Genomic DNA, 20,850 nt, shown 5'->3' with positions numbered 1-20,850 from the left:
TTCTCTGTTTGAAGTATCTATCAGCCTATAACTGATGAATCTTAATCTTAAACAATAATATTATTAAACTCTTCTGCGTTTTGGAGGACGACAACCGTTGTGAGGAAGTGGAGTAATATCCTTGATAGTAGTTACATCAATACCTACAGTTTGTAAAGTACGGATAGCAGACTCACGTCCAGCACCAGGTCCTTTAACGAAAACTTCAACTTTGCGCAATCCCAAATCGTGAGCAACTTTACCACAGTCGCTTGCTGCTTGTCCTGCTGCGTATGGGGTGTTCTTTTTAGAACCTCTAAATCCCATTTTACCAGCTGAAGACCAGGAGATTGTTTGACCAGAATTGTTAGTCAAAGTAATAATAATGTTATTAAAAGTAGCGTTGATGTGAGCTTGACCAACAGGCTCTATAACAACGATACGTTTTTTTGCGACTTTTTTACTTTTAGCCATTTCTTACTTGTTATTTAGTAGCTTTTTTCTTGTTTGCAACTGTCTTACGTTTTCCTTTACGAGTACGTGAGTTGTTTTTTGTACGTTGACCACGAACTGGTAAATGCTTACGGTGACGTAAACCACGGTAACAACCGATATCCATCAAACGTTTGATATTCAATTGAACCTCTGAACGTAAAGCACCTTCTACTTTAATTTCATCGTTGATAATTGTACGAATAGCAGCCAATTGATCATCGTTCCACTCTGAAACTTTAACATCCTGACTAATACCTGCTTTATCCAAGATATACGCAGCAGTCGCACTACCGATACCAAAAATGTAGGTAAGGCCGATAACTCCTCTTTTGTTTTTAGGTAAATCTATACCTGATATCCTTGCCATATAATATTTTAAGCGATTTTGTTAATTAATTATCCCTGACGTTGTTTGAATTTAGGGTTCTTCTTGTTGATTACAAAAATCTTTCCTTTACGACGGATGATCTTGCAATCCGCGCTACGTTTTTTTACTGATGCTCTTACTTTCATTTTACTAAATTATTAAGCTCTTCGCAGAGCAATATCTTATTTATAACGATATGTTATCCTTCCTTTAGTCAAATCATAAGGTGACATTTCTAATTTAACCTTGTCCCCAGGTAAAATCTTGATATAATGCATACGCATTTTTCCAGAAATATGAGCAATAATTTCGTGCCCATTCTCCAATTCTACCCTAAACATAGCATTAGATAATGCTTCTTTGATAACACCGTCTTGTTCTATCGAGGCTTGTTTAGCCATATATCAATTACTTATTAACGTTTTATAGCCTGCACCAACAGGAGTGCAAAGATAAATAAAAATATTGAAAACCAACTACTTTTTATTCAAAACTTCCTCTACCTCATCAAAATTCAACAAGACGTCTGGTTGTCCCTTTCTTATAGCGACCATCTGTTCGAAGTGCGCAGAAAGCTTACCATCAATAGTACTCACCGTCCATCCATCGTCCCAAAAACGGACTCCAGATTTTCCTGCGTTGATCATCGGTTCAATACAAATCACCAATCCAGCTTCCAGTTTTGGTCCAGAACCGCGCTTACCATAATTAGGAACCTCTGGCTTTTCGTGCAAATGCAGTCCGACTCCGTGTCCTACCAACTCTCTTACAATTCCAAAATTGTAGGGCTGTACGTATTCTTGAATAGCGGATGAAATATCGCCTACCCGCTTGCCGGCCACAGCCTGTTCCACACCTTTATACAAAGATGCTTTTGTGACATCAAGCAATTGCTGAGCCTCTTCCGAAATCTCCCCAATACCGAATGTATACGCGGAGTCAGAGATAAAACCGTTCAAGTTTACACCTCCATCTACCGATACTAAATCTCCATCTTTAATCTCATAATCACTAGGAAATCCGTGTACTATCTGATCATTAACAGAGATACATAAGGAATAAGGGAAGCCATGATAATTCAAAAAGGCAGGAGTACCACCATTATCATGAATAAAATCATAGGCTAACTTGTCTAACGACAATGTCGTTACACCTGGTTTAATTACTTTAGCTATTTCGGCAAGTAAATGCGAGAGTACCTTTGCAGACTCTCGCACTTGCTCAATTTGTTCTTCTGTTTTATAAATTACTTTAGACATCTAAAGATATTAAATAGCAGATTGATCATATCCCTCTACACTAGCTGTTGAACGTCCTTTAACTCTTCCGGTCTTCATAAGACCATCATAATGGCGCATCAACAAATGCGACTCGATTTGCTGAAGAGTATCCAACACCACGCCTACAAGAATCAATAGGGAAGTACCGCCATAGAAATGTGCAAACTGATTATTTACACCCGCAGCACTAGCTATAGCCGGCATTATAGCAATGATTGCTAAAAAAACCGCACCAGGAAATGTGATACGAGAAATGACGTTATCTATAAATAGATTCGTATCATACCCCGGTTTGATTCCAGGTACAAACCCCCCATTTTTTTTCATGTCTTCAGACATTTGTTGAGGATTCACCATAATAGCTGTATAGAAAAACGTAAATGCAATAATCAATACGGCAAAAGTTACGTTATAGGCTACCGAAGTAAAATTCGTCAACGATGTTAAAAAGTCTGACTGAAGATTTGGAAAAAACTGCGCCAATGACATTGGTAAAAACATAATAGCTTGTGCAAATATAATTGGCATTACGCCGGCTGCATTTACCTTTAATGGTATATACTGACGTACGCCACCTACCTGCTTGTTTCCAACAATCTTTTTCGCATACTGTACAGGTATTTTTCGGACTCCCTGAACAATCAAGATAGTAAAGATAACAATGAAAAATAGCGCGATAGCCTCAATCAGAATAGGGATAATACCACCACCGCTAGGACTCATGCGGGAAGCCCATTCAGCAACCGCACCACCAGGCAACTGTGCAATAATACCCGCCATAATGATCAAAGAAATGCCATTTCCGATACCTTTATCAGTGATTTTCTCACCCAACCACATCACAAACAACGTGCCTGCAGTCAAAACAATCGCAGCAAGAATAGTGAACATAGGATCTGCAATAGTCTTCGCTCCGGGCTCAATTTGAGTTTTTACGTAAGCAATTGCTTGTACTAATGTAATAGCCAATGTCAGATAACGGGTTATCTGAGTCATCTTCTTACGGCCAGACTCACCTTCTTTTTGCATTTTTTGAAATGCAGGAACAGCAATCCCCAATAATTGTACAACGATCGATGCAGAAATATAAGGCATTACACCTAAAGCAAAGATAGCCGAGCGAGAGAATGAACCCCCAGCGAACATATCCAAAAGTCCAAGAAGACCTTCTTTTTGCCCTGTAGCTAATGCATCTGGATTAACACCTGGTAATACCACGTGACATCCAATACGATAAATAAGAAGAAACAGTAACGTATTAATAATACGTTTACGTAAATCTTCAATTTTCCATATATTGGTTAAGGTTGTGATTAGTTTCTTCATGTATTAAAGTTTTACGATGGAACCACCTGCAGCTTCAATAGCTTTTTGAGCTGAAGCTGAAAATGCATGTGCTTTAACTTCAACTTTAGCAGTAAACTCTCCACGACCTAAAACTTTTACTAAGTCATTCTTAGAAACTAAACCATGTTCTTTCAATGTATCGAAATCAACAACTGTAAGGTTATATTTTTCTACTAAGCTTTGTAAAACGTCTAAGTTTACACCATTGTATTCAACACGGTTAGCATTTTTGAAACCAAACTTAGGTACACGACGTTGCAAAGGCATCTGACCACCTTCGAAACCGATTTTAGTCGAGTGACCTGAACGAGATCCGGCACCTTTATGACCGCGAGTAGATGTACCACCACGACCAGAACCTTGACCACGACCTATACGTTTTCTGCTTTTTGTTGAACCAGCTGCTGGTTTTAAATTACTTAAGTTCATTTTAAACTAAGATTATGTTGCGCCTTCGCTTTCACTAAACAGGACACAACGATTAACAATAAAATTATAAACAACTAATGGAAAGAACCGAAATTCTTTCCATAGTAGTAATGTTTTTTAGATAGTCTCGATAGCTACTAAATGGTTCACTTTACGAACCATACCGATAATAGCCGGTGTAGCCTCAACTTCTACTGAGTGATTGATCTTTCTCAATCCCAATGCCTCAATAGTTTTCTTTTGGCGCTCGCTTCTGTCGATAACGCTCTTTATCTGGGTGATTTTGATTTTTGCCATGATAATTAACCGTTAAATACTTTGTTTAAATCGACACCGCGGTGTTGAGCCACTGTATATGCATCACGCATATTAGCTAAAGCATCGATTGTTGCTTTTACCACGTTGTGCGGGTTTGATGATCCTAATGACTTCGCTAATACGTCTTTGATACCAGCAGACTCCAACACAGCACGCATCGCACCACCTGCTAGTACACCTGTACCATCAACAGCTGGTTTGATCAATACTGAACCGCCTGAGAATTTACCATATTGCTCGTGAGGTACTGTTCCTTTAATAATAGGAACCTTCACCAAGTTCTTCTTTGCATCATCGATACCTTTAGTAATTGCTTCAGTAACCTCTTTAGCTTTTCCTAAACCGAAACCAACGATACCGTTTTCATCACCAACGACTACGATAGCGGAGAAACTGAAAGTACGACCACCTTTAGTTACCTTTGCTACGCGCTGGATGCTTACTAAGCGATCTTTCAATTCAATCTCGCTTGACTTTACTCTTTTAATATTGCTTAATGCCATTTTTTCTATCAATTAAAAGTCTAAACCGCCTTCGCGAGCACCCTCTGCCAATGATTTAACACGGCCGTGATACAAGTACCCATTACGGTCAAAAACTACTTTACTAATACCTGCTGCTACTGCTTTCTCAGCAACTAATTTACCAACAGCTTTAGATTGCTCTACTTTATTCCCTGATGCAGCGAAGTCCTTTGACAAACTAGATGCAGACGCCAATGTCTTACCTGTAGTATCATCGATAACTTGTGCATAGATACCCTTATTTGATCTGAAAACAGACAAACGAGGACGTTCAGTAGATCCAGTCAGGTGTTTTCTTATTCCCTTTTTAATTCGCTCTCTGCGAGATGTTTTAATTCCTGCCATGGTTATTATTTTTTAGCTGATTTACCTGCTTTTCTTCTTAATACTTCACCTACAAACTTGACACCTTTACCTTTATATGGTTCTGGTTTACGGAAGCCGCGGATTTTTGCTGCTATCTGTCCAATTAATTGTTTGTCTGTCGATTCCAAAGTGATAGTAGGATTTTTACCTTTCTCAGCAGTTGTTGAAACCTTAACTTCCTGTGGCAATACGAAAACAATCGGGTGAGAGAAACCTAAAGTCAACTCTAAAATATTACCGTTGTTTGATGCACGGTAACCAACACCGACTAACTCTTGAGTAGTTTTATAACCTTCTGTTACACCCACAACCATATTCTGGATTAGTGCGCGGTATAACCCGTGTAATGCTTTGTGTTTTTTCTGCTCAGTAGGACGAGAGACAACGATATTACCGTCTTCTTCTTTAACAGAAATGTCGCTATCTACTTTCTGAGTTAATTCACCTTTAGGACCTTTCACTGTTACCAGATTCTTGTCTGATACAGAAATCGATACTCCCGAAGGAATAGCGATAGGTGCTTTTCCAATTCTTGACATTTTTTTGTGTGTTTTTCCTAGATTAATAAACGTAACATAAAACTTCACCACCAACGTTTTGTAAACGGGCTTCTTTGTCTGTCATTACTCCTTTAGAAGTTGACAAAACTGCGATACCCAAACCGTTCAAAACGCGAGGCATGTTTTCAACACTTGCATACTTTCTTAAACCAGGTTTACTCACACGTGTCAATGTGCGAATAGCCGGCACTTTGCTAATTGGGTTGTATTTCAACGCAATTTTGATAGAACCCTGAGGTCCTTCTTCTACGAATTTGTAGTTAGCAATGTAACCTTTGTCAAAAAGAACTTTAGTAATTTCTTTCTTAAGGTTCGATGCAGGAATTTCAACAACCCTGTGGTTGGCCTTAATGGCATTCCTTACTCGTGTAAGGTAATCCGCTATTGGATCTGTATTCATTATGTAATATAAATTATGATAATGGTTTCAATTCCCGACCATCGGGAGAAGACCTATTATCGGTAAATAAATTTGCTTTTATAGCTCTACTTGCACCACAACCTCTCGGTCACAGCATCTCAAGTAGACGTATCTTCTCGTTAAATAACCTAATACCAACGAAAAAACCCGATAAATCCCTTTTTAAAAAGGATTTATCCGGGCAAAAGTAAGTATTTTTTTAAAACTTACCAAGAAGCTTTAGTTACTCCTGGGATTTTTCCGTCCAATGCCATCTCGCGGAACGTTACACGTGAGATACCAAACTGGCGCATATATCCTTTAGGACGTCCTGTTAGTTTACAACGGTTGTGCAATCTAACTGGTGAAGCATTCTTTGGCAATTTATCTAATCCAGCGTAATCACCAGCTTCTTTCAAAGCCGCGCGTTTAGCTGCATACTTAGCTACCAATTTTTGACGCTTTACTTCGCGTGCTTTTAATCCTTCCTTAGCCATTGTTGTTCGAGTTTTGATTTTTGAATGGTAAACCGAATTGTTTTAATAACTCCAATGCTTCGATATCATTTTGAGCGGAAGTTACAAACGTGATATCCATACCCGCGATTTTATTGATTTTATCAATATTGATCTCTGGGAAGATGATCTGTTCAGTAACCCCTAGATTGTAGTTACCTCTCCCGTCAAATCCTTTATCATTGATTCCACGGAAGTCACGAATACGTGGTAGAGATACAGCGATCAAACGATCCAAGAACTCATACATATTATTATCACGCAATGTTACGCGAGCACCAACAGGCATTCCTTTACGAAGCTTGAAGTTAGAGATATCTTTCTTCGATTTCGTAGGAACAGCTTGCTGACCAGTAATCATTGTCAATTCAGCAATAGCGCTATCGATCAATTTTTTATCTGCCGTAGCAGCTCCGATACCTTGTGATACAACTATCTTCTCAAGTTTCGGAACTTGCATAATGCTTTTATACTGGAATTTGTCTTTAAGCGCAGTACGGATCTCTTCCGCATATTTCGCCTTTAATCTTGGTATGTAAGTCATTATTTAATTTCCTCCCCTGATTTTTTAGCGTAACGAACTATTTTCCCATCTTCATTAACTTTACGTCCTACGCGAGTAGGCTTTCCTGTCTTAGGATCGATCAACGCTAAGTTTGAAATGTTGATAGCAGCTTCTTTCTCAATAATACCACCTTGAGGATTAGCTGCACTTGGTTTAGTGTGTTTTTTAACGATGTTAGCGCCTTCAACGACAGCTCTATTAGCGTCCACTAAAATAGACAATACTTTTCCTTGAACACCTTTAGAGTTACCAGCGATAACTTTCACTAAATCACCTTTTTTGATCTTGATCTTGTGAGTTGTTTTTGTTTTTTTAATAGCCATAATTATAAAACCTCCGGTGCTAGTGATACAATTTTCATAAACTGCTTCTCACGTAATTCACGAGCTACTGGGCCGAAAATACGTGTTCCACGTGGTTCATCGTTGTTATTTAACAATACTGCAGCATTATCATCGAAACGAATATAAGAACCATCTTTACGACGGATTTCCTTTTTTGTACGTACGACAACAGCTTTAGAAACTGTTCCTTTTTTTACGTTGCCTGAAGGTAAAGCGCTCTTAACGGTAACAACGATCTTATCACCGATAGATGCATAACGCTTACGCGTACCGCCCAATACACGGATTACTAAAACTTCTTTAGCACCGCTATTGTCAGCTACATTTAGTCTTGATTCCTGTTGTACCATGTTATTTAGCTCTTTCTAAAATTTCAACTAATCTCCAGTTCTTTGTTTTACTCAGCGGACGAGTTTCCATAATTAATACCGTGTCGCCGATACCGCAGGTATTTGTTTCGTCATGAGCTTTGAATTTAGTAGTTTTCTTAACGAACTTTCCATAGATAGGGTGCTTTACTTTACGCTCTACAGCCACTACAATGGACTTATCCATTTTATCGCTAACTACTAAGCCGATTCTTGTTTTTCTTAAATTTCTTTCCATTTCGACTTAATTTTTACGCCTCAGAGGCTGTTTCAGATTTGGCTGCATTCTTACGTTTCGAAATCTCTGTTGAGATACGAGCGATATTCTTGCGAGCTGCTTTAAGAACATTTGGGTTCTCAATAGCAGAAACAGCATGTGCAAATTTTAACTTGTTTAAAGCAACTTTTTCTTCATTAAGTTTCGCTGCTAAACCTTCTGTTGTTAATTCTACGATTTCTGAATTTTTCATTTTCTTTCAGTGTTGTGTCGGGTTATCAAATAGTCTATATTGAGCCTTGTGGGTAACGGCCACAAGGCTTAAACGTATTGACATTACCAACGATTTTTATGCTTCAACGTAATCTCTACGTATAACAAACTTAGTCTGTACCGGCAATTTTTGAGCTGCTAGACGTAAAGCTTCTTTAGCGACCTCTAGAGGCACACCTTCAGCTTCGAATAACATACGTCCTGGGCGTACTACGGCTACCCAATACTCGGGAGCACCTTTACCTTTACCCATACGTACCTCTGCAGGCTTTTTAGTAACCGGTTTATCAGGGAAGATACGGATCCATACTTGACCTTCACGTTTCATAAAACGTGTAACGGCAATACGAGCTGCCTCAATCTGACGGCTGGTGATCCATGCTTCTTCCATTGATTTGATACCGAAAGAACCGAAAGATAACTCCGCTCCACGTGAAGCGTTACCTTTCATACGGCCTTTCTGCATCTTTCTGAACTTCGTTCTTTTTGGCTGTAACATGTTCGTATTTTATTTTAATCCCGACCATCGTCGGGACACTTTTAAATCTTGTTATTAATTAATCTCTTTTTGCTCCACCACGGTTGTTGCCACCACGAGCTCCGCCACGATTGTTGTTGTTATCACGGCGAGGACCACGGTTGTTACCGCCACGGTTATCGCGACGATCAGCACCACCCTCATTACCGCCACGGGTTTTCACGTTCGAAGTTTGACCGATGTTAGGAGATAAGTCACGTTTACCGTAAACCTCACCTTTACAGATCCATACTTTGATACCGATCTTACCGTAAGTAGTCAATGCTTCAGCCAATGCGTAGTCGATGTCTGCACGTAACGTATGAAGAGGAGTTCTTCCTTCCTTATACTGCTCTGTACGAGCCATCTCTGCACCGCCCAAACGACCTGAACACATGATCTTGATACCTTCAGCTCCCATACGCATAGTAGAAGCGATAGATGTTTTCATTGCACGACGGAATGAAATTCTTGCCTCTAATTGCTTAGCTACACCTTCAGCTACCAATTTAGCATCAAGCTCTGGACGTTTGATCTCGAAAATATTGATTTGAACATCCTTTTTAGTCAGTTTCTTCAACTCTTCCTTAATCTTGTCTACCTCTTGACCACCTTTACCGATAACGATTCCTGGACGTGCTGTGTGGATAGTAACCGTAACACGTTTCAGAGTTCTTTCAATAACTACTTTTGCTACGCCACCTTTAGCGATACGTACAGAAAGATACTTTCTGATTTTTTCGTCCTCAACTAATTTATCGGAATAGTTTTTTCCGCCGAACCAGTTAGAGTCCCATCCTTTGATGATACCTAATCTGCTACCAATTGGATTTGCTTTTTGTCCCATTCTTATTAATAAATTAGTTGTTTACGTTATTTAAACTATCTACTACCAAAGTTACGTGGTTAGAACGCTTACGGATTCTATATCCACGTCCTTGCGGAGCTGGGCGTAATCTTTTCAATTGACGTCCACCGCCTACAGATACTTCCTTTACGAACAAAGCGCTGTCTGCTACTGAAGAACCTTCGTTTGCAGCTTCCCAGTTTTTAATTGCTGATAATAACAATTTCTCAACACGAGCAGCAGCTTCTTTACCTGTATGCTTAAGAATATAAAGAGCGTTTTCTACTTTTTCACCACGGATCAGATCCACTACTAAACGCATCTTACGAGGTGAAGTAGGGCAATTCAATAACTTGGCAGTAGAAGCTCCTCCTACTTGAGCCTTTTCCTGCTCTTTGCGCTGTCTAATTAAGACAGATTTTTTGAGTTTTTTTGTTGCTTCCATTACCTATTATTTTTTCTTTTCTGCGTGGCCTTTGAATGTACGCGTAGGCGCAAATTCACCAAGCTTGTGACCGACCATATTTTCTGTTACATATACAGGGATAAATTTATTCCCGTTGTGCACTGCGAAGGTATGGCCAACGAAATCAGGAGAAATCATTGATCTACGAGACCAAGTTTTAATTACTGATTTTTTGTTTGATTCATTCTGAGAAAGAACTTTTCTTTCCAAGTTGTGATCGATATAAGGACCTTTTTTAATTGAACGAGCCATTATTTTTTCCTTCTTTCAATGATGTAACGATTCGATGTTTTCTTCTTGTAGCGTGTTTTGTAACCTTTAGCCAACACTCCTGTACGTGAGCGTGGTTGGCCTCCAGAAGTACGGCCTTCACCACCACCCATTGGGTGATCGACAGGGTTCATTGCAACACCACGAACGCGAGGACGACGTCCTAACCAACGTTTACGGCCAGCTTTACCTAATACCTCGTGCTGTCTCTCCGCATTCGAAACTGAACCAATAGTTGCAACACAAGTCAACAAGATCATACGTGTCTCACTTGAAGGCAATTTGATAATAGCATATTTACCATCACGAGCAGACAATTGCGCATACGTACCAGCCGAACGAGCGATTGAGCCACCTTGTCCTGGGTTCAATTCGATATTGTGAATGATAGAACCTAAAGGAATATTTGCCAATGGTAAAGTATTACCTACTTCAGGAGCAACTTTGTCGCCAGCGATCACTGTTTGTCCAACTTGCAAACCTGTTGGAGCGATGATGTAACGTTTCTCACCATCAGCATAGTGCAATAATGCAATACGTGCTGTACGGTTAGGATCGTACTCGATAGTAGCTACTGTTGCAGGGATTTCTTTTTTATCGCGTTTGAAATCTATAATACGGTAAACTTTCTTATGTCCGCCACCGATATAACGCATAGTCATTTTACCGGATTTATTACGACCGCCCGATCTTTTGTTACTTCCTACTACCAATGACTTTTCAGGGACATTTGTAGTAACGTCAGAATAGTTTGCACCTACTCTGAAACGAGTACCAGGGGTTACCGGTTTGAATCTTTTAACTGCCATCTCTAATTATATAACGCTGTAAAAGTCAATAGTTTCACCATCCTTAATTGTAACGACGGCCTTTTTATATTTAGGAGCTCTTCCAGATACAAAGCCAGCTTTAGTATAACGGCTTTTAGCTTTTCCAGCCACAACAGAAGTATTTACTGCAACTACGGTCACACCGAACATCTCTTGAATAGCTGTTTTAATCTGAATTTTGTTTGCTCTATGATCTACTTTGAAAGCATAACGGTTTAATTTCTCCGTTAACAATGAAGCTTTCTCAGTTAAGATAGGTTTTTTAATAATTTCCATACTACTTAGCTAATGCTTCCTCCAAAGTTTTAACAGAATCTGCAGTCAACAATAATTTAGTAGCATTCAATACATCATATGTATTCAAATCAGAAGCTACTACAACTTTTGCTTTCTTCAAGTTTCTGCTTGATAAATAAACATTGTTATCATACGCTGGCAAAACTAATAATGTTTTTTCGTCAGCTACGTTTAATGCGTTTACGAAAGACACATAGTTCTTTGTTTTTATTGTATCGAAGCTAACAGCATCCAATACAACAACATTGTTCTCTTGTGCTTTGTAAGACAACGCTGATTTACGCGCTAATTGCTTTAATTTTTTATTCAACTTAAAGCTGTAGTCGCGAGGTTGAGGTCCGAATACACGACCACCACCATTAAACAATGGAGATTTGATAGAACCCGCACGAGCACCACCAGTACCTTTTTGTTTGTGTAATTTACGAGTTGAACCCGCGATTTCGTTACGTTGTTTAGACTTGTGCGTACCTTGGCGTTGGTTCGCTAGGTATTGCTTAACATCTAAGTAGATCGCATGGTCGTTTGGCGTTACACCAAATACTGATTCAGGAAGTTGCACCTTGGCACCTGTTTCTTTACCTGATAAATTTAATACGTTAACTTCCATCTCTACTATTTGTCTACGATTACATATGAACCTTTAGCTCCTGGAATGGAACCACTAACAACGATTAGGTTTTGTTCAGCGTAAACTTTCAAAACCTGTAAGTTTTGAACCTTCACTCTATCTCCACCTGTACGACCCGCCATGCGCATTCCTTTGAATACACGCGAAGGCCATGAAGCCGCACCAATAGAACCTGGAGCGCGTAGTCTGTTGTGCTGACCGTGAGTCGCACCACCTACACCACCAAATCCGTGACGCTTCATTACACCCTGGAATCCTTTTCCTTTAGAAGTACCGACTACGTCAACGTACTCGCCTTCCTCGAATAAAGTTACATCCACGATGTCACCTAGTTCTTTCTCAACTTCAAAAGTTTTGAACTCAACTAGTTTACGCTTAGGAGTCACTCCTGCTTTTGCAAAGTGTCCTTTTAAAGGAGCGGTTGTGTTCTTCTCCTTGGCATCATCATAGCCAAGCTGAATAGCAGCATAACCGTCCTTCTCTACCGTACGTATCTGCGTTACCACGCACGGCCCAGCCTCGATTACTGTACATGGGATATTCTTCCCATCAGCGTTGAACAGGCTGGTCATTCCTACTTTTTTACCAATAATTCCTGACATGTTATAAATTAAATTAATTAAAGTCCATCGAAGCAGTAGGGCTTCGCTCAAGACACAATTTTCCCAATAAGGGACTGCAAAGGTAAAAAGTTTTTTATAACTATCAAATAGTTAATGTATTATTTTTTAATTTTTAACAAAATACGCTATCCCCAAACATTCATCATTTTCAAATAACCAGAGAAATATTATAATCCAATCAAAATCCTCTTATATTTGTTATTAATAAAAAAATCAAACTTATGAAAAAAACTTTTTTACTTTCAACAGCATTCTTCCTATTTGGACTAGGTTCTGTTGTTGCTCAGACAGACAACGACAAAAAATGGACTATTAAAGGCGAGAACACATTTTTAATAAACCAAAGCACATTCTCAAATTGGGCAGCAGGGGGAATAAACTCCTTCGCAGGAAACCTAGTTTTAAACTATGACTTCAACTACAAAAAAGACAAATGGAGCTGGGATAACAAAGTTTTAGCTGCCTACGGTCAAACATTTCAAAAAGAAACTGATTGGAGAAAAAATGATGACCGCTTTGTTTACAACTCATTGGTTGGTCACAAAATGAGCGAAAAGATGCTTTATACCTTCTTCACAAATTTCAACACCCAATTTGCTAAAGGCTATAAGTACAATGCCGACGGTACCGACAAATTATTGTCTGCAGGCTTCGCTCCAGCTTACCTGACCTTCGGTCCCGGGATCGCCTACAAAGAATCGGACAATTTCAGAATAAACGTGTCGCCCGCAGCAGCACGTTTTGTATTCGTGACCAACAAAGATATAGATGAAAAATCTTACGGTCTGGAAGAAGGAAAAAAATCCCGTTTCGAATTCGGAGCATCTCTAGATGCATATTATAAAATAGACATCATGGAGAATATCGCGTTTGAAAACATCTTAAAACTATATTCCAATTACAAGGAAGATCCACAGAATGTGGATGTGGATTACACGGCCAACCTTTTCATGAAGGTCAATAAGTTCATAAACGTCAATGCAGGGGTACAATTGGTTTATGATGACAACACCAAAGTTCCAATCTTTGAGAACAATGTGCAGACAGGAACAGGCGCTAGACTACAAGTAAAACAGATTCTAGGAGCTGGCGTGACTTATAAATTCTAAATCACAAAAAACACCGTTAACAGCAAGAATGGCCTAGCTTTCTACTAGGCCATTCCTATATAAAGCACTATCTGATGAGGCTATGCTCCTATAGAATATCTATTGCTTCAAAAGACTAATACTGTCCGGTATTTAACATCACCAAGGTACAAGCCTCTATCACTTCTATCCCCCGCTCCTTCAGCTGAGTCGCCAACTCCGGATTTTCTGAACCAGGATTAAAAATTACACGATGAGGATTCGTAGCTAAGATATATTCATAATATGACGTTTGATTTTTCGGGCCGACATACATTGTTACTGTATCAATATCCGTATGGACGACTTCTGCTGGTTCAATTGCCACTCCGGCAACCTCCCCTTTCTTACGCCCAACATTCACTATTGGATATCCTTTTCTTACCAGCTTATTCGCTACAAGATAGGAATATCTAGCAGAATTGGTACTTGCGCCTAAAATCAAGGTCTTTTTCATAATATGTTGTCTATATATTTAATGTTCTACAAAACCGCCGTTTGCATCATAAGCATTCTGTCTCAAAATAGGCATTTCCAAAATCTTATACAAGCCATCAAGATTATTTAAACTCCCATTAACCATATTTGACAACAATACGATAGTCACATCATTGGTTAAGTCCCGCACATATAGATTTTTAAACCCATGCCACCAACCTGTATGGTACACAATCTGATTTCCATTCGTAGAAAATGTACGCCATCCATATCCGTAGCTAAACACGCCTCTTTTGGCGTCCGAACGTGGCACATAGGCGGAATCCAGTAATTCTTTCCCCAACAATCTTCCCTCTTTAAGAGCAAGATCCAACAGATACATATCCTGAATCGTACTGTAAATACCCTTGTCGCCCAGCGGACCATCTAAATAATCCTGGACAACAGACCTCCTCCATATTTTATCATGCCCTATAACATCCGTAGGAATTTTATCATACTTTACTCGAGACAGTGCCGCTGTATTCTTCATACCAGCTGGTTTAAACACATGCTCCTCCATATACGTAGCAAAATCTTGTCCGGAAACCTTCTCTACGATAGCCCCAAGAATCATGTAATTTGAATTGTTATAATGAAAGCGACCATCAGGCTTACCATACCTCGCCGGCTTATACTCTATCATCAAATTAATCGCTTCCATGTTAGACATGCCTTTTTTTCTATCAGGCCATATTTTATCTACAAAATACACATAGTTGGGTAATCCCGAACGGTGCGTCAACAGCTGCTCTACCGTCACTCCCTCATAAGGAAATCCCGGAAAGAAATCACTGACAAGTTGATCCAACTTCAGTTTACCAGTTTCAACCAGCTGTAATACAGCGAGGCCTGTCATAGGCTTTGAAACAGAAGCCAATTCAAACTTCGACGTTATCTTCAAGCTATCCTTATGTAGATAATCAGCCCAACCGAATGAATTCTGATACAGTATTTTACCTTTTTTAGCTACAAGAACATTCCCATTAAAACCAGAAGTGAGATGCAGTTTCTTCATAAAAGCATCAATTTCCGGGTTCCCTTCACTTGGATTATAGGAGAGCGCTATACTGTCTAATTCGGACTGCTTTTTTTGGACTTCTTGTTGCTTTTGTTCAGCACTTGAACAAGAAAAAAGAATAATTAAGAATACAAGGTTTAGTAGCTTAGACAGAAAAAATCTCACGGGCAATTCATTTATTAACACAAAATTAAATATAGGCAAATAAGCAGAAAAAGCCAATATCCTATCCAAAAAACGTATAAAAAACGGTCAAAAAAAAGGAAAGTATCTAAAAAGATACTTTCCTTCTCCTAGCCCATAAAGGCCGTGAAATATATTTCCGTTAGGCCAACAAACGAATTGGAGCTTCTAACAGTCCTTTCAATGTTTGTAAAAACTGGGCGCCACTTGCACCGTCCACAACACGATGGTCGCAACCTAATGTCAACTTCATAACGTTTCCAGGGACAACCGCTCCGTTTTTAACAACCGGAATCTGTTGAATAGCACCTACCGACAAGATCGCTCCGTCAGGTGAGTTGATGATTGATGTAAATTCATCAATACCAAACATACCTAAGTTAGATACAGTGAATGTAGAACCTTCCCAATCCGCTGGAGTTAATTTTTTAGATTTAGCTTTTCCTGCGAAATCTTTAACCTCTGCAGAGATGTGAGACAATGTCTTACCATCTGCAAAACGAACTACAGGAACCAATAAACCGTCTTCAACAGCCATAGCTACACCGATATTCGTATGCTCATTGAATCTGATTTTATCACCTTGCCATGAAGAATTCACCGCTGGGTGCTTTTTCAATGAAGCTGCTACTGCTTTGATAACCATATCATTGAAAGATACTTTTACAGGAGCTACTTCATTGATCTGTGCACGAGCTGCGATAGCATTATCCATATCGATACTTACAGTCAGGTAGAAATGTGGTGCTGTAAACAAAGACTCTCCTAAACGACGAGCGATCGTTTTACGCATTTGCGACACATTTACTTCTGTATATCTTTCCTCTCCTACAACTGTAGGTAAGCTGATACCTTTTGATTCAGTCGCTGGTGCAGCTGTAGATTTAGCTGCAGGAACGAAGTTCTCTACGTCTTTCTTTACGATACGACCGCCATCAGCAGATCCCTTAACATCATTCAGATTGATTCCTTTTTCTTTAGCAATCTTGCGAGCCAAAGGAGAAGCTTTCACTCTTGAATCATCACTGTTGCTAGAAACCGTATTAGCCGCCGCAACTGGTGCGCTATCCGCAGCTACAGGAGCTACTTCTGCTTTTGCTTCCGCTTTCGCTGCCGCAGGTTTTTGATTCAAAAGAGGAGTAACGTCTGTTCCTGCAGGGCCAACAATAGCTATAATATCGTTCACTTTAGCAGCCTGTCCAGCTTCAACGCCGACATACAACAATGTACCTTCTGCATACGCAGTAACCTCCATTGTTGCCTTATCAGTCTCAACATCTGCAATTGCATCATCAGACTTAATCGTATCACCTACTTTAAAGTTCCACTGCGCAATTACTCCTTCCGTCATTGTATCACTCAACAGAGGCATAGTGATAACTGTACAATCTAAATCTTCTGCAGTAACATTGCTACCTGTAGATTCCTCTGCAGCTACTTCCTCTGTTTTATCACTTGTCTTCTCTTCTTCTTTCTTTTCAGGAGCTGAAGCTGCGCCGTCCAATAGAGCTTTATAGTCTTCACCTTCCTCACCCAGCACAGCGATTACAGCATCGACAGCTACGGCTTCACCTTCTTTTGGCCCTATATAGAGTAAAGTTCCTTCTTGATAGGACTCAAAGTCCATTGTTGCTTTATCTGTTTCGATCTCAGCAACAAGATCTCCCGCATTTACTTTGTCACCAACTTTTTTGTGCCACTTAGCAATCACCCCTTCTGTCATGGTGTCGCTCATTTTCGGCATTTTTACTACTTCAGCCATGTATTATAGTAAATTATATCTTATAACAATTCAAACAAAACAGTGATTTATTAATCCATCACAAATGGATAATCCTCTTGCACGTAGATATCTTTATACAACTCATCTACGGTAGGATAAGGAGACTCTTCTGCAAACTTAACAGAATCTTCAACAGTCTTCTTAACTTCAGCCTCTACTGCAGCGAACCATGCATCATCGGCATAACCATTCTCCAGTATAGCATGTTTAGTACTGAACAAAGGGTCTTTCCCTTTATACTCTTCCAATTCTTCTTTGGTACGATATTTTGCAGGATCGGACATAGAGTGTCCTTTATAACGATACGTACGGATTTCAAGAAATGTAGGCCCTTCACCAGCACGAGCACGTTGCACAGCTTCGTCCATAGCATTATGAACAGCAACCGGATCCATACCATCGACTGGCATACTCGGCATATCAAATCCCAAACCAATCTTATAGATATCTTCCATATTGGTTGTACGTTTTACAGAAGTACCCATTGCATAACCATTGTTCTCACAAACAAAGATCACTGGCAGCTTCCACAACATAGCCATATTGAAAGTCTCATTCAAGGCTCCCTGACGTACTGCACCATCTCCCATAAAACAAACATTAACATTGTCTTTTCCAAGATACTGCTCAGCAAAAGCTATACCAGCACCTAGAGGGATCTGTCCACCCACGATACCATGTCCGCCCATCATACCATGCTCTTTGGAGAAAAAGTGCATTGACCCTCCTTTTCCTTTGGAGCAACCTGTACTCTTACCATACAATTCAGCCATACATGCATCCGCAGAAACGCCCTTTGCTAAAGCATGAGCATGATCACGGTAAGAAGTGATAACTGTGTCCTCTTGTCTTGTCGCCGAAATTGTACCAGCCACTACCGCTTCCTGTCCAATGTATAAATGACAAAAACCACGGATTTTTTGTTGTCCGTACAATTGTCCAGCTTTCTCTTCAAATTTACGCATGAGTAGCATAGATTTATACCACTCGAGATATGTTTCTTTTGTTATAGGTGTTGAACTCATTTTATAAAGTCTGTTTCTTACTTAACCGATTACAAATCTAATAATTTATATCGACAAAAAGTATATTTTTTACCGCTTAGCCCCTCATCATTTCGATAAGTGTCGACAATTTTACTTTAATCTGTTCTCCAGATTCCATATTCTTCAAAGTCAGCAAACCGGACTCTACTTCCTCTTCCCCCACCAGTAGAACAAACGGAATTCCTTTAGCGTCAGCATAACTCATCTGCTTTTTCAACTTGGCTGCGACAGGATATAATTCCACAGCAATTCCCTCCTTACGTAGACTAGTCAATAAAGAGATTGTATAAGATTCAAGTGTCTTGTCAAAATTAGAGATAAGAATCTTCGAGCTCACAACTGTGGCCTCTGGAAAGAGACTAAGCTCTTCCAACACATCATAGATTCGATCTGCACCGAAAGACACTCCTACACCTGTCAACCCCTTCAAACCAAACATCCCTGTAAGATCGTCATATCGACCACCGCCACCAATACTTCCCATAGCTACTTCGTTGGTCTTTACCTCAAAAATACAACCTGTATAATAGTTTAATCCACGAGCCAATGTAATATCCACCTCGACCTCACGCTCCAACAACGTCTCGTCAACTTTAAAAGCATCTATATAAGAAAATACCGTCTCTATTTCAGCAATCCCCTGCATTCCTTTTTCTGACGAAGCCAAGACTTTCTTGAGACTCTCCAACTTCTCTAGATTAGTACCTCCCAATAAGACAATCGGCTTCAACAACTCTAAATCCTCCTCGGTAAATCCCCTTTCCAACAATTCTTTGTTAACCCCCTCCAGACCGATTTTATCCAACTTATCAATAGCCACCGTCATATCAACAATCAGCTCTGGTTTCCCAAGAATTTCAGCAATACCTGTCAGGATTTTACGATTATTGATCTTAATTGTAAAATCCTTCAATCCCAGTTCCTTCAATGCCTCCCAATAGATCAAAACAAATTCCGCTTCATTCAGCAGACTATCCGACCCCACGACATCCACGTCACACTGATAGAACTCACGGTAGCGTCCTCTCTGAGGCCTATCAGCTCGCCACACTGGCTGAATCTGAAAACGCTTGAACGGAAGTGCGATATCATTTTGATGCATCACCACATACCTAGCAAAAGGAACCGTCAGATCATAACGAAGTGCCTTTTCTGAAATATGGGGAATCAACCTATTCGAATTTCTTTCGCCCCACACTTCGTTCGATACTTTCGAAAGATAGTCGCCAGAATTTAAAATCTTAAAAATAAGCTTGTCCCCTTCATCACCATATTTTCCGGTCAGCGTTGCTAAGTTTTCAAACGAGGGTGTCTGAATCTCGCTATAACCGTACTTTTTGAAAATACGCTTGAGAGTATTGAATATAAAGTTTCTCCTTTCCATTTCAAGAGGAGAAAAGTCTCTAGTACCTTTTGCTAAAGATGGTTTAACTATTGCCATAGAGCAAAGGTAATACAACAGAATGAATAAGGAAAGAATGCCAGACGCTTTCTAGGCAATTTCAATAATTTTCAGATATTCACAAGCCCGCTCGGCAGCGAGTTTCTCCGCACTTTTTTTATTAAAGTCACGACCTAAGCCACAAGCCTCACCATTGACAAGTACTTCTATGCTAAACATCTTGGACGACTCACCTTCGGGATTATCGACAGGTACAAATGTCACTTCCTTACCCTCATGTTGACACCATTCAATAAGGCGACTCTTGAAATTTGTCTCCGTATTTTCCAATGTGTGGATATCAACGTGGGGCTTAATTATACGTGTCAATAAAAACTCTCGGGTAAACTGATATCCCTTATCCAAATAGACAGCACCTACGACAGCTTCAAAAGCATCTCCCAATAGCGACCCCTGCTTATTGGGGTAAGATATCATCCTTGAGTCATACTGGATAAGCTTATCAAACCCAAGCTTTCTAGACAACTGGTTTAGATTCGCTCGAGATACGATTTTTGATCTCATCTCTGTAAGGAATCCTTCATCTTTATATGGATACAGTTTGAACAGCAATTCTGCGACCACAGATCCAAGGACAGCGTCTCCCAAAAACTCCATCCGTTCGTTACTATTTTTAACTCCCTCTTTGATTTGCTTTGCCACAGACTTATGCCGAAAGGCCATCTGATACAGTTTGAGGTTACCTGGCACAAATCCAAGAATATTCTTAAGCTTTTTAAAATCAGCCCGATTAGGAGAAAAGTATAGTTTATAAATTCTTAGTGACATAAGTATTCACGAAAAGCGCAACTTTCACGAACTAACACGCAAAGGCCAACGCTTAATAGCATCAAAAACAACAGATATTCTCAAAGTTCCCTAAACAAAAGCCTACCTAAATCTATAGAAAAATAGGTAGCTTTTACAAACTACCTATCCATTTC

33 protein-coding genes are annotated in these 20,850 nt (G+C 39.7%); 1 reads left to right on the top strand and 32 read right to left on the bottom strand.

Going from position 1 to position 20,850, the window contains the following annotated elements; translation table 11 throughout:
- Positions 1–63: 63 nt before the first annotated feature.
- From rpsK to rplC, 26 genes are all read right to left on the bottom strand, one after another.
- Positions 64–453 carry a 30S ribosomal protein S11 gene (rpsK, locus tag JKG61_RS13560; protein WP_021071234.1) on the bottom strand — a complete coding sequence of 130 codons (390 nt, stop codon included), beginning with the start codon at positions 451–453 and terminating at the stop codon, positions 64–66.
- A 10-nt stretch (positions 454–463) separates the two neighbouring features.
- On the bottom strand, positions 464–841 hold the full coding sequence (gene rpsM, locus JKG61_RS13555) for a 30S ribosomal protein S13 (protein ID WP_021071233.1): 378 nt from the start codon (positions 839–841) through the stop codon (positions 464–466).
- Positions 842–870: 29 nt separating this feature from the next.
- Positions 871–987 (bottom strand): type B 50S ribosomal protein L36, encoded by a 117-nt coding sequence (gene ykgO / locus JKG61_RS13550; RefSeq protein ID WP_021071232.1) that lies wholly within the window; start codon positions 985–987, stop codon positions 871–873.
- A gap of 36 nt (positions 988–1,023) precedes the next feature.
- Positions 1,024–1,242 (bottom strand): translation initiation factor IF-1, encoded by a 219-nt coding sequence (infA, locus tag JKG61_RS13545; protein ID WP_079643278.1) that lies wholly within the window; start codon positions 1,240–1,242, stop codon positions 1,024–1,026.
- 75 nt (positions 1,243–1,317) lie between these two features.
- A complete protein-coding gene (map, locus tag JKG61_RS13540) occupies positions 1,318–2,100 on the bottom strand; it encodes a type I methionyl aminopeptidase (RefSeq protein WP_202103497.1) in 783 nt (260 codons plus the stop codon).
- 9 nt (positions 2,101–2,109) lie between these two features.
- On the bottom strand, positions 2,110–3,447 hold the full coding sequence (gene secY / locus JKG61_RS13535) for a preprotein translocase subunit SecY (protein ID WP_202103496.1): 1,338 nt from the start codon (positions 3,445–3,447) through the stop codon (positions 2,110–2,112).
- Positions 3,448–3,450: 3 nt separating this feature from the next.
- Positions 3,451–3,897: a 50S ribosomal protein L15 gene (gene rplO, locus JKG61_RS13530; RefSeq protein WP_021071228.1), complete on the bottom strand. Its 447-nt coding sequence runs from the start codon at positions 3,895–3,897 to the stop codon at positions 3,451–3,453.
- 117 nt (positions 3,898–4,014) lie between these two features.
- On the bottom strand, positions 4,015–4,194 hold the full coding sequence (rpmD, locus tag JKG61_RS13525; protein ID WP_079643274.1) for a 50S ribosomal protein L30: 180 nt from the start codon (positions 4,192–4,194) through the stop codon (positions 4,015–4,017).
- Positions 4,195–4,199: 5 nt separating this feature from the next.
- Positions 4,200–4,718 (bottom strand): 30S ribosomal protein S5, encoded by a 519-nt coding sequence (gene rpsE, locus JKG61_RS13520; RefSeq protein WP_021071226.1) that lies wholly within the window; start codon positions 4,716–4,718, stop codon positions 4,200–4,202.
- Between the two features lie 12 nt (positions 4,719–4,730).
- Positions 4,731–5,084 carry a 50S ribosomal protein L18 gene (gene rplR, locus JKG61_RS13515; protein ID WP_202103495.1) on the bottom strand — a complete coding sequence of 118 codons (354 nt, stop codon included), beginning with the start codon at positions 5,082–5,084 and terminating at the stop codon, positions 4,731–4,733.
- Positions 5,085–5,089: 5 nt separating this feature from the next.
- Positions 5,090–5,644: a 50S ribosomal protein L6 gene (gene rplF / locus JKG61_RS13510; protein ID WP_202103494.1), complete on the bottom strand. Its 555-nt coding sequence runs from the start codon at positions 5,642–5,644 to the stop codon at positions 5,090–5,092.
- Between the two features lie 22 nt (positions 5,645–5,666).
- On the bottom strand, positions 5,667–6,065 hold the full coding sequence (rpsH, locus tag JKG61_RS13505) for a 30S ribosomal protein S8 (protein ID WP_021071223.1): 399 nt from the start codon (positions 6,063–6,065) through the stop codon (positions 5,667–5,669).
- A gap of 227 nt (positions 6,066–6,292) precedes the next feature.
- On the bottom strand, positions 6,293–6,562 hold the full coding sequence (gene rpsN, locus JKG61_RS13500) for a 30S ribosomal protein S14 (RefSeq protein WP_079643270.1): 270 nt from the start codon (positions 6,560–6,562) through the stop codon (positions 6,293–6,295).
- The gene (gene rplE / locus JKG61_RS13495; RefSeq protein ID WP_237249475.1) at positions 6,555–7,124 is read right to left on the bottom strand and encodes a 50S ribosomal protein L5; all 570 of its coding nucleotides are present in this window, start codon (positions 7,122–7,124) and stop codon (positions 6,555–6,557) included. Before rplE ends, rpsN begins: the two co-directional genes overlap by 8 nt.
- Positions 7,124–7,468 (bottom strand): 50S ribosomal protein L24, encoded by a 345-nt coding sequence (rplX, locus tag JKG61_RS13490; protein WP_021071220.1) that lies wholly within the window; start codon positions 7,466–7,468, stop codon positions 7,124–7,126. The genes rplE and rplX overlap by 1 nt, the downstream gene beginning before the upstream one ends.
- Before the next feature lie 2 nt (positions 7,469–7,470).
- Positions 7,471–7,839, bottom strand: a complete 369-nt coding sequence (rplN, locus tag JKG61_RS13485; protein WP_165295078.1) for a 50S ribosomal protein L14 — start codon at positions 7,837–7,839, stop codon at positions 7,471–7,473.
- Position 7,840: 1 nt separating this feature from the next.
- Positions 7,841–8,095 carry a 30S ribosomal protein S17 gene (gene rpsQ, locus JKG61_RS13480; RefSeq protein ID WP_021071219.1) on the bottom strand — a complete coding sequence of 85 codons (255 nt, stop codon included), beginning with the start codon at positions 8,093–8,095 and terminating at the stop codon, positions 7,841–7,843.
- A gap of 13 nt (positions 8,096–8,108) precedes the next feature.
- A complete protein-coding gene (rpmC, locus tag JKG61_RS13475) occupies positions 8,109–8,327 on the bottom strand; it encodes a 50S ribosomal protein L29 (protein WP_202103493.1) in 219 nt (72 codons plus the stop codon).
- A gap of 96 nt (positions 8,328–8,423) precedes the next feature.
- Complete coding sequence (gene rplP / locus JKG61_RS13470; protein ID WP_021071217.1) at positions 8,424–8,846, bottom strand: 50S ribosomal protein L16; 423 nt, start codon at positions 8,844–8,846, stop codon at positions 8,424–8,426.
- Between the two features lie 58 nt (positions 8,847–8,904).
- Entirely contained in the window at positions 8,905–9,711 is an 807-nt protein-coding gene (gene rpsC / locus JKG61_RS13465) for a 30S ribosomal protein S3 (RefSeq protein ID WP_021071216.1), read from the bottom strand.
- A gap of 13 nt (positions 9,712–9,724) precedes the next feature.
- A complete protein-coding gene (gene rplV / locus JKG61_RS13460) occupies positions 9,725–10,156 on the bottom strand; it encodes a 50S ribosomal protein L22 (protein ID WP_021071215.1) in 432 nt (143 codons plus the stop codon).
- 6 nt (positions 10,157–10,162) lie between these two features.
- Positions 10,163–10,429: a 30S ribosomal protein S19 gene (gene rpsS / locus JKG61_RS13455; protein ID WP_021071214.1), complete on the bottom strand. Its 267-nt coding sequence runs from the start codon at positions 10,427–10,429 to the stop codon at positions 10,163–10,165.
- Positions 10,429–11,256 carry a 50S ribosomal protein L2 gene (gene rplB, locus JKG61_RS13450; protein WP_202103492.1) on the bottom strand — a complete coding sequence of 276 codons (828 nt, stop codon included), beginning with the start codon at positions 11,254–11,256 and terminating at the stop codon, positions 10,429–10,431. Before rplB ends, rpsS begins: the two co-directional genes overlap by 1 nt.
- A gap of 6 nt (positions 11,257–11,262) precedes the next feature.
- Positions 11,263–11,553, bottom strand: a complete 291-nt coding sequence (rplW, locus tag JKG61_RS13445; protein ID WP_202103491.1) for a 50S ribosomal protein L23 — start codon at positions 11,551–11,553, stop codon at positions 11,263–11,265.
- A gap of 1 nt (position 11,554) precedes the next feature.
- Positions 11,555–12,184: a 50S ribosomal protein L4 gene (rplD, locus tag JKG61_RS13440; protein WP_202103490.1), complete on the bottom strand. Its 630-nt coding sequence runs from the start codon at positions 12,182–12,184 to the stop codon at positions 11,555–11,557.
- Between the two features lie 5 nt (positions 12,185–12,189).
- Positions 12,190–12,807, bottom strand: coding sequence for a 50S ribosomal protein L3 (rplC, locus tag JKG61_RS13435; RefSeq protein WP_021071210.1), 618 nt, complete (start codon positions 12,805–12,807; stop codon positions 12,190–12,192).
- Positions 12,808–13,049: 242 nt separating this feature from the next.
- Here rplC and JKG61_RS13430 point away from each other — a divergent pair, with 242 nt between their 5' ends.
- On the top strand, positions 13,050–13,937 hold the full coding sequence (locus JKG61_RS13430) for a DUF3078 domain-containing protein (protein ID WP_202103489.1): 888 nt from the start codon (positions 13,050–13,052) through the stop codon (positions 13,935–13,937).
- Between the two features lie 115 nt (positions 13,938–14,052).
- Here JKG61_RS13430 and JKG61_RS13425 read toward each other — a convergent pair whose 3' ends face one another.
- The 6 genes from JKG61_RS13425 to rnc all read right to left on the bottom strand — a co-directional run bounded on the left by JKG61_RS13425 (position 14,053) and on the right by rnc (position 20,695).
- Positions 14,053–14,412, bottom strand: coding sequence for a CoA-binding protein (locus tag JKG61_RS13425; protein ID WP_202103488.1), 360 nt, complete (start codon positions 14,410–14,412; stop codon positions 14,053–14,055).
- An 18-nt stretch (positions 14,413–14,430) separates the two neighbouring features.
- The gene (locus JKG61_RS13420) at positions 14,431–15,618 is read right to left on the bottom strand and encodes a serine hydrolase domain-containing protein (protein ID WP_202103487.1); all 1,188 of its coding nucleotides are present in this window, start codon (positions 15,616–15,618) and stop codon (positions 14,431–14,433) included.
- Between the two features lie 160 nt (positions 15,619–15,778).
- Positions 15,779–17,398, bottom strand: coding sequence for a pyruvate dehydrogenase complex dihydrolipoamide acetyltransferase (locus JKG61_RS13415; RefSeq protein WP_202103486.1), 1,620 nt, complete (start codon positions 17,396–17,398; stop codon positions 15,779–15,781).
- 50 nt (positions 17,399–17,448) lie between these two features.
- Positions 17,449–18,444, bottom strand: coding sequence for a pyruvate dehydrogenase (acetyl-transferring) E1 component subunit alpha (pdhA, locus tag JKG61_RS13410; RefSeq protein ID WP_021071205.1), 996 nt, complete (start codon positions 18,442–18,444; stop codon positions 17,449–17,451).
- 76 nt (positions 18,445–18,520) lie between these two features.
- Positions 18,521–19,906, bottom strand: coding sequence for a histidine--tRNA ligase (hisS, locus tag JKG61_RS13405; protein WP_202103485.1), 1,386 nt, complete (start codon positions 19,904–19,906; stop codon positions 18,521–18,523).
- A gap of 51 nt (positions 19,907–19,957) precedes the next feature.
- On the bottom strand, positions 19,958–20,695 hold the full coding sequence (gene rnc / locus JKG61_RS13400) for a ribonuclease III (protein WP_202103484.1): 738 nt from the start codon (positions 20,693–20,695) through the stop codon (positions 19,958–19,960).
- Between the last annotated feature and the right edge of the window lie 155 nt (positions 20,696–20,850).

The sequence above is a fragment of the Sphingobacterium faecale genome (genome assembly GCF_016746095.1).
Lineage (GTDB): Bacteria > Bacteroidota > Bacteroidia > Sphingobacteriales > Sphingobacteriaceae > Sphingobacterium > Sphingobacterium faecale.
Note: the sequence above shows the minus strand (reverse complement) of the source record. Positions and strands in the feature narration are given on the sequence as shown.

Excerpts from the sequence above, each read along its gene's own strand:
- rpsK (WP_021071234.1), bottom strand. The coding sequence starts at position 453 with ATGGCTAAAAGTAAAAAAGTCGCAAAAAAACGTATCGTTGTTATAGAG.
- rpsM (WP_021071233.1), bottom strand. The coding sequence starts at position 841 with ATGGCAAGGATATCAGGTATAGATTTACCTAAAAACAAAAGAGGAGTT.
- ykgO (WP_021071232.1), bottom strand. The coding sequence starts at position 987 with ATGAAAGTAAGAGCATCAGTAAAAAAACGTAGCGCGGATTGCAAGATC.
- infA (WP_079643278.1), bottom strand. The coding sequence starts at position 1,242 with ATGGCTAAACAAGCCTCGATAGAACAAGACGGTGTTATCAAAGAAGCA.
- map (WP_202103497.1), bottom strand. The coding sequence starts at position 2,100 with ATGTCTAAAGTAATTTATAAAACAGAAGAACAAATTGAGCAAGTGCGA.
- secY (WP_202103496.1), bottom strand. The coding sequence starts at position 3,447 with ATGAAGAAACTAATCACAACCTTAACCAATATATGGAAAATTGAAGAT.
- rplO (WP_021071228.1), bottom strand. The coding sequence starts at position 3,897 with ATGAACTTAAGTAATTTAAAACCAGCAGCTGGTTCAACAAAAAGCAGA.
- rpmD (WP_079643274.1), bottom strand. The coding sequence starts at position 4,194 with ATGGCAAAAATCAAAATCACCCAGATAAAGAGCGTTATCGACAGAAGC.
- rpsE (WP_021071226.1), bottom strand. The coding sequence starts at position 4,718 with ATGGCATTAAGCAATATTAAAAGAGTAAAGTCAAGCGAGATTGAATTG.
- rplR (WP_202103495.1), bottom strand. The coding sequence starts at position 5,084 with ATGGCAGGAATTAAAACATCTCGCAGAGAGCGAATTAAAAAGGGAATA.
- rplF (WP_202103494.1), bottom strand. The coding sequence starts at position 5,644 with ATGTCAAGAATTGGAAAAGCACCTATCGCTATTCCTTCGGGAGTATCG.
- rpsH (WP_021071223.1), bottom strand. The coding sequence starts at position 6,065 with ATGAATACAGATCCAATAGCGGATTACCTTACACGAGTAAGGAATGCC.
- rpsN (WP_079643270.1), bottom strand. The coding sequence starts at position 6,562 with ATGGCTAAGGAAGGATTAAAAGCACGCGAAGTAAAGCGTCAAAAATTG.
- rplE (WP_237249475.1), bottom strand. The coding sequence starts at position 7,124 with ATGACTTACATACCAAGATTAAAGGCGAAATATGCGGAAGAGATCCGT.
- rplX (WP_021071220.1), bottom strand. The coding sequence starts at position 7,468 with ATGGCTATTAAAAAAACAAAAACAACTCACAAGATCAAGATCAAAAAA.
- rplN (WP_165295078.1), bottom strand. The coding sequence starts at position 7,839 with ATGGTACAACAGGAATCAAGACTAAATGTAGCTGACAATAGCGGTGCT.
- rpsQ (WP_021071219.1), bottom strand. The coding sequence starts at position 8,095 with ATGGAAAGAAATTTAAGAAAAACAAGAATCGGCTTAGTAGTTAGCGAT.
- rpmC (WP_202103493.1), bottom strand. The coding sequence starts at position 8,327 with ATGAAAAATTCAGAAATCGTAGAATTAACAACAGAAGGTTTAGCAGCG.
- rplP (WP_021071217.1), bottom strand. The coding sequence starts at position 8,846 with ATGTTACAGCCAAAAAGAACGAAGTTCAGAAAGATGCAGAAAGGCCGT.
- rpsC (WP_021071216.1), bottom strand. The coding sequence starts at position 9,711 with ATGGGACAAAAAGCAAATCCAATTGGTAGCAGATTAGGTATCATCAAA.
- rplV (WP_021071215.1), bottom strand. The coding sequence starts at position 10,156 with ATGGAAGCAACAAAAAAACTCAAAAAATCTGTCTTAATTAGACAGCGC.
- rpsS (WP_021071214.1), bottom strand. The coding sequence starts at position 10,429 with ATGGCTCGTTCAATTAAAAAAGGTCCTTATATCGATCACAACTTGGAA.
- rplB (WP_202103492.1), bottom strand. The coding sequence starts at position 11,256 with ATGGCAGTTAAAAGATTCAAACCGGTAACCCCTGGTACTCGTTTCAGA.
- rplW (WP_202103491.1), bottom strand. The coding sequence starts at position 11,553 with ATGGAAATTATTAAAAAACCTATCTTAACTGAGAAAGCTTCATTGTTA.
- rplD (WP_202103490.1), bottom strand. The coding sequence starts at position 12,184 with ATGGAAGTTAACGTATTAAATTTATCAGGTAAAGAAACAGGTGCCAAG.
- rplC (WP_021071210.1), bottom strand. The coding sequence starts at position 12,807 with ATGTCAGGAATTATTGGTAAAAAAGTAGGAATGACCAGCCTGTTCAAC.
- JKG61_RS13430 (WP_202103489.1), top strand. The coding sequence starts at position 13,050 with ATGAAAAAAACTTTTTTACTTTCAACAGCATTCTTCCTATTTGGACTA.
- JKG61_RS13425 (WP_202103488.1), bottom strand. The coding sequence starts at position 14,412 with ATGAAAAAGACCTTGATTTTAGGCGCAAGTACCAATTCTGCTAGATAT.
- JKG61_RS13415 (WP_202103486.1), bottom strand. The coding sequence starts at position 17,398 with ATGGCTGAAGTAGTAAAAATGCCGAAAATGAGCGACACCATGACAGAA.
- pdhA (WP_021071205.1), bottom strand. The coding sequence starts at position 18,444 with ATGAGTTCAACACCTATAACAAAAGAAACATATCTCGAGTGGTATAAA.
- hisS (WP_202103485.1), bottom strand. The coding sequence starts at position 19,906 with ATGGCAATAGTTAAACCATCTTTAGCAAAAGGTACTAGAGACTTTTCT.
- rnc (WP_202103484.1), bottom strand. The coding sequence starts at position 20,695 with ATGTCACTAAGAATTTATAAACTATACTTTTCTCCTAATCGGGCTGAT.